The following is a 5,033-nucleotide window of genomic DNA, read 5'->3' on the forward strand; positions in this document are numbered from 1 at the left end:
AGCGCGAGATCTGGGATATCTGGAGCGAGCTAGCGGGCGAAAATCTGCCGCTGCCACTGGGAGGCATGGCGCTTCGCCGCAGCCTGCCGATAACCGACGCCATCGAGTGCGAGCGCGTGCTAACCGAGGGCGTGCGCATCGCCACCGCGCATAAGCCTTTTTTATCGCATATGCTGATGGAGCGAAATTTGATCCGCGTCGATAAAGAAAAGCTAAAAACCTATCTAAATCTCTACGCAAATGATAGCTCCGTCTCGATGAACGAAACGCAGCTAAAGGCGGTAAATAGGCTCTTTGCGCTTGGCTATGAACGCGGATTTTATCCGCTACCGATCAAGGCCGAAAACTACCTCGTGCCCACCGAGTACAACGATATAAGGTTTAGCTAATGCAATCAACACTCATAGAACTCGGTATCGAAACCTTTAAGATCGCGCTATATCTGAGCTTTCCTATGCTGCTCGCGGGTCTGTCGGCGGGTCTTATCATCAGTATATTTCAGGCTACGACGCAGATAAACGAGATGACGCTAAGCTTCGTGCCAAAGATCATTTTAGTCGTCGTCGTGATTATATTTTTGATGCCGTGGATGGTCTCGATGATGGTCGATTTCACGACGCGCATGATAGAGTTTATCCCGAATTTCGTGCAATGACGCAGCTTGTAGATTTTTCTAAATTTAGCTCAGTGCGAGTGGGCGGCGTGCACGAGGTGGCGGTGCTAGATAGCGTAGAGGACGCGCTAAAACCCGAGTTTGCCGGGCGCGTGATGATAGGCGGCGCGAACAACCTGCTAGTCTCGCCAAACCCGCCCGCGATGATGATGCTAGGCGGCGCGTTTGATTATATAAATTTAAGCGGCGACGTGCTTAGTATCGGCGCTGCGACCAAGTCGGGCAAAATTTACAACTTCGCCAAAAAACACAACATCGGCGGATTTGAGTTTTTGCAAAATATCCCTGGTACGCTTGGCGGACTAATAAAAATGAACGCGGGGCTTTGCGGCGTTAGCGTTAGCGATAGCCTGCTAGCCGTGCGGCTAGGACGCGGCTGGGTAGAGCGTGAAAGGATAAGCTTTAGCTACCGAAAAAGCGGGATAGATGAGCCGATTTTGGGCGCCGAGTTTAAAATTTCGCGCAAATTTGACGCGGCTCTTGCGGCGGATTTTGCCGCTAAGCGCGCAAATCAGCCAAAGGGCGCTAGCTTTGGCAGCTGTTTTGTTAATCCGCCCGGCGACTACGCAGGCAGGCTTATCGAGGCCGTGGGGCTAAAGAGTTACGCGATTGGCGGGGCTAAATTTAGCGAACAGCACGCAAATTTCATCGTAAATTTTAACGCCGCGACCTTTGCGGACGTAACCGGGCTCATAAATTTAGCCCGCGAGCGCGTTTTGGAGCAGTTTGGCGTCGAGCTAAAAACCGAAGTAGTCGTGATTTAGGTTAAAAACATAGCAAACAGGCTATAATGCTTAAGATTACTCGCAAGGAGGGTCTTATGAAAAAGCTAGCTTTAGCCATGTTTTTAGCATTTTCTTACCTGTCGGTAGCACAGGCCGGGCCAAATCACAACAACGGACTAGCGGCAAAATCCAAAGGCCAGTGGAAGGACGCGGAGAACTACTTTAAGCTAGGTTGCTATACGGAAAAGGTCGATTCCTCTTGCAAAGAGCTTGGGCAGCTTTATGAGTTTGGCAAGGGTTCTGACGTCAAAAAAGACTCCGGACGCGCAAAACAGGCCTATGAGAAATGCTGCGAGATATCGTTTGGCAAGAGAAGCGACTGCTGCGACAAAGTAAAAGACAAAACCGCCGTGAGCGCCGAAAAAGGCTGCGAAAACAACGATGCAGCGGCCTACATAGACTACGCTTATGAAAAACAAGACGCCAAATACTACCAAAAAGCTTGCGATCTGGGCTCAAATTTAGGATGCCTATGGACGGGCTACTCGTACACCGAGGGCAAAAACGGCGCCGAGCACGATCCTAAAAAGGGCTTTGGGATATTTTCAAAACTTTGCAGCGGCGGCTACGACGACGGTTGTAAATTTGTAGCGATGGGTTATAGAGACGGCAAAGGCGTAGAGAAAAATATAGACAAAGCCGTCGAAATCCTAAGCGAAATTTGCCAAGGCGAGAGATTTGATGGATGCGCCAAACTAGGCGAAATCTACCAAGACGACGCCTACGGCAAAAAAGACGAAGCAAAAGCGTACGAGTACTATCTCCTAGCCTTTACGAAAAAAGAGCACGAAGCCTCAGGAAAATACGTAAAAGATAAAGATAACGCCGCAAAAGCTTGCGAAGCAAATATCGCTCTCTGGTGCTAATACGCGAGCTCTGCGTACTATCAAGAAAAGCAGTTTGCTAAAGCCGCGGAGTATTTTGACAAAGGCTGCGAGCACGGCCTAGTCGAGTCATGTCTGTTTGCGGGCTACACATACTACATGCCGCCGACTGAAAGCGGAGCCACAAAAGATCTTGAAAAAGCTAAAATTTACTTCAAAAAAGGCTGCGATCTGGGCTCGGCTCAGAACTGCAGCACGCTAGAAAGTATCAAATAAACCTACGGGCGCAAATCTAACCGTTTGCGCCTAAATTTATCTTTCAGGCTCCATAAATCTACGGGTCAAATTTAACTAATGCTTTGTATATTTAAGCACACTCCCGAGCCAAATTTGACCATCAAATTTGGCGCCAAACTCTAGCCTAAGTAACAACCCGCCAAAGCGACGGCGACGGCGACGATAGTAAGCATGGCCGTTAGTTTATATAGCTGCAAAGCTCCCGCGCAGCGACTTTTCATATCGCGGATTTTAGGCGGTTTGCTAGTTAAATTTAGTTCTAAAAGCGCCGCGTCAAATTTGCCGCATTCTAGCCTCCCCTCCGCAAAATCTCTAAAAATCAGCGTATCAAAATACAGCCTAATGTGCAGATAAAATAACCCCGCAAAAGCCGCTAAAAAGCCCGCGATAACGGCAAAATGTGTAAAAATTTGAAGGCAGACGGCTAGCTGAAGTAAATTTAACAAGAAAAACAGCCTATGCGTCGCTAAAAATCTGGCCATAACCAGCGCCAAAGCCCTATCGTCCGTCCTTTGGCGGCATTCGCGTTCCCCGCCTTGCGCCGCTTTTTCGTTTTGCTCCGCATTCGTCATTTTCCCTCCTCATTCTGGGCATTCGCCTTTGGTTAAATTCCCGTTCGTTTTCGCCGAGAATTTTACAATGCCGCTTGTTTCTAGCCTGCAGATTTTTTAAATTTAATCCCTCAAACAAACTTGCTTAAATTTCTGTACCTATTTCGCGCGTAAATTTGCCGCACTTGCTTTTGCGAATTTGGCTGGTCTTTACTCCACTTTCAAATTTCGCGGGTGCGGACGGCTATCTGCTCTATCCGATCGCGTAGCAGGCTAGAGACTGCGATCTTTTCGCGGCGAGATTTTAGCAAATTTAGCGCCTCGTCAAAACCCAGTCCCTCGTAAATCACCAGCCAAGCAAGCAGCACCGACGCGCTCCTGCCGTAGCCAAGCGCGCAGCACACTAGCACCTTTTTGCCGTTCTCAGCGGCTCGTTCGTTTGAGCCTGCGAGAGTTTGCTCCTCTCCTTCGTTTGCCGCACCGCGCGTTTGCAAATTTGCCCGCGCATCCGCTTGCCTGTGAAATTTAAAATTTCGCTCGTTCGCGTAGCCGCTTGCCTCGGCGTTAAAATTTGATCCTAGCTTCGCCGCCGTTTGCGACAAATTTTCGCCGCTACTAAAAGCCATTTCCACGAGTCGCTCAAGCTCGTCCGCGCCGCGCCTCAACTCGTCTACGCTCGGCGTTATCATATCTAGCATAGGTAGGCTCGCGTAAATTTGCGCGCCGCCTGGCCGCTCAAACTCAGCCGCGCAGTCTAGCACCGCGTCAAATTTGCCCGCCTCCTTAACCGAGCCTAGATACAGCCCGGGCAAAATTTCATCCGCAAGCCGGCGTCCGCGCAGCCAAAAGAGCGCATTTAGCCGCGCGACGCAAAGATAGGGAAAGAGCAAAGCCTTAGCCGCGAAAGCGTGACGGCCTTGCCCGTTTTTAGCAAAAACTCCCGCGCCCAAAAACGCGTAACCGCAAGCAACCAGCGCGAAACTAAGGCTCGCCCACGATAGCCACAACGCCCACGAGCTCCAAATTTTAGCTCCCGCAATCGCCACAAAAAGCGTCAAAAACGCAAGCCCCAAATATAGCGCCGCCCATTTGTAGCGCGCAGTCTCCGCAACCATGGCAAATCTAAGCGGCTCGCCATCCGTCGGGCGAACGAGTAGGACGAAGCAGCCCGCGGCCAGCCCCGTCGGAATGTCGATAAAATGGTGCTGATACGTGGTCAGCACGCTAAAGCCGATGACCGCAAACCACGCTACGAGCACCGCTTTAAGCCAAACCGCGCGTGCCTTGCGAAGGTAAAATGCGCCCACCACGACGCAAAGTATGATATGTAGCGACGGGGCTTGGTTAAACGGGAGGTCAAAGGTGGCGAGGCTAGAGAACAAAAAGCCGCTAAGGCCCGAAACTGCGGGCTTTCCCCACGAAATTTGCAGAGGAAATGCGATAAAAAACAGCGTCGCTATAATCTGCGCGGCGAGCAGCTGCGTGACGTAGCGCGCGAGCTCCCCGGCGCCACGGCAGAGGAAAAATCCAAGCGCGTAGAGCAAATTTAGCGACCAATACGGCACGATGCTCCACGCCCAAAACGGCACCGCGCGCTCCCATGCAAAATAGATCTCGGGTACGTTTGCGCGAGCGCTCGCGAGGGCGTTTGTAGCGCCGTAGCTAGCGTAAAATATCGCCGCGACGACGACGAGCGCGGCCAGCTGCGATAAAAACAATTTCGTTTTCATTTTTGCCTTTTTTGCTAATTCTATCAAATTTTAGCGGATTTGCACTTTTACGGCTTAATCAGTTCCAAGATCGCCCGCTTGACGTAAAAACGTAAAATTTAACTGCAAATTTTACTCGCCGAGACTCGCACCTTGAAAATGCTAAATTTGGCATTGCAAATTAAGTTCTTTGA

General features: G+C 50.4%; 6 protein-coding genes. 4 read left to right on the plus strand and 2 right to left on the minus strand.

The genetic code is table 11. The features are described from left to right. The 4 genes from Q0386_RS08615 to Q0386_RS08630 form a co-directional block, all read left to right on the plus strand. Positions 1 to 389: MqnA/MqnD/SBP family protein (locus Q0386_RS08615; protein WP_367272402.1), on the plus strand; the 389-nt coding region annotated here is incomplete at its 5' end. After that, positions 389 to 655 (plus strand): flagellar biosynthesis protein FliQ, encoded by a 267-nt coding sequence (fliQ, locus tag Q0386_RS08620; protein WP_002953589.1) that lies wholly within the window; start codon positions 389 to 391, stop codon positions 653 to 655. The genes Q0386_RS08615 and fliQ, both read left to right, overlap by 1 nt. Continuing rightward, positions 652 to 1,437, plus strand: coding sequence for a UDP-N-acetylmuramate dehydrogenase (locus Q0386_RS08625; protein WP_299029827.1), 786 nt, complete (start codon positions 652 to 654; stop codon positions 1,435 to 1,437). Before fliQ ends, Q0386_RS08625 begins: the two co-directional genes overlap by 4 nt. A gap of 56 nt (positions 1,438 to 1,493) precedes the next feature. Further along, positions 1,494 to 2,324: a hypothetical protein gene (locus tag Q0386_RS08630; RefSeq protein ID WP_299029832.1), complete on the plus strand. Its 831-nt coding sequence runs from the start codon at positions 1,494 to 1,496 to the stop codon at positions 2,322 to 2,324. 374 nt (positions 2,325 to 2,698) lie between these two features. Here Q0386_RS08630 and Q0386_RS08635 read toward each other — a convergent pair whose 3' ends face one another. Both Q0386_RS08635 and Q0386_RS08640 read right to left on the minus strand, forming a co-directional pair. Further along, positions 2,699 to 3,151 carry a hypothetical protein gene (locus Q0386_RS08635; RefSeq protein WP_299029835.1) on the minus strand — a complete coding sequence of 151 codons (453 nt, stop codon included), beginning with the start codon at positions 3,149 to 3,151 and terminating at the stop codon, positions 2,699 to 2,701. A gap of 200 nt (positions 3,152 to 3,351) precedes the next feature. Continuing rightward, positions 3,352 to 4,860 carry a phosphatase PAP2/dual specificity phosphatase family protein gene (locus tag Q0386_RS08640; RefSeq protein ID WP_299029838.1) on the minus strand — a complete coding sequence of 503 codons (1,509 nt, stop codon included), beginning with the start codon at positions 4,858 to 4,860 and terminating at the stop codon, positions 3,352 to 3,354. Between the last annotated feature and the right edge of the window lie 173 nt (positions 4,861 to 5,033).

The sequence above is a fragment of the uncultured Campylobacter sp. genome (genome assembly GCF_938045625.1).
GTDB lineage: Bacteria > Campylobacterota > Campylobacteria > Campylobacterales > Campylobacteraceae > Campylobacter_A.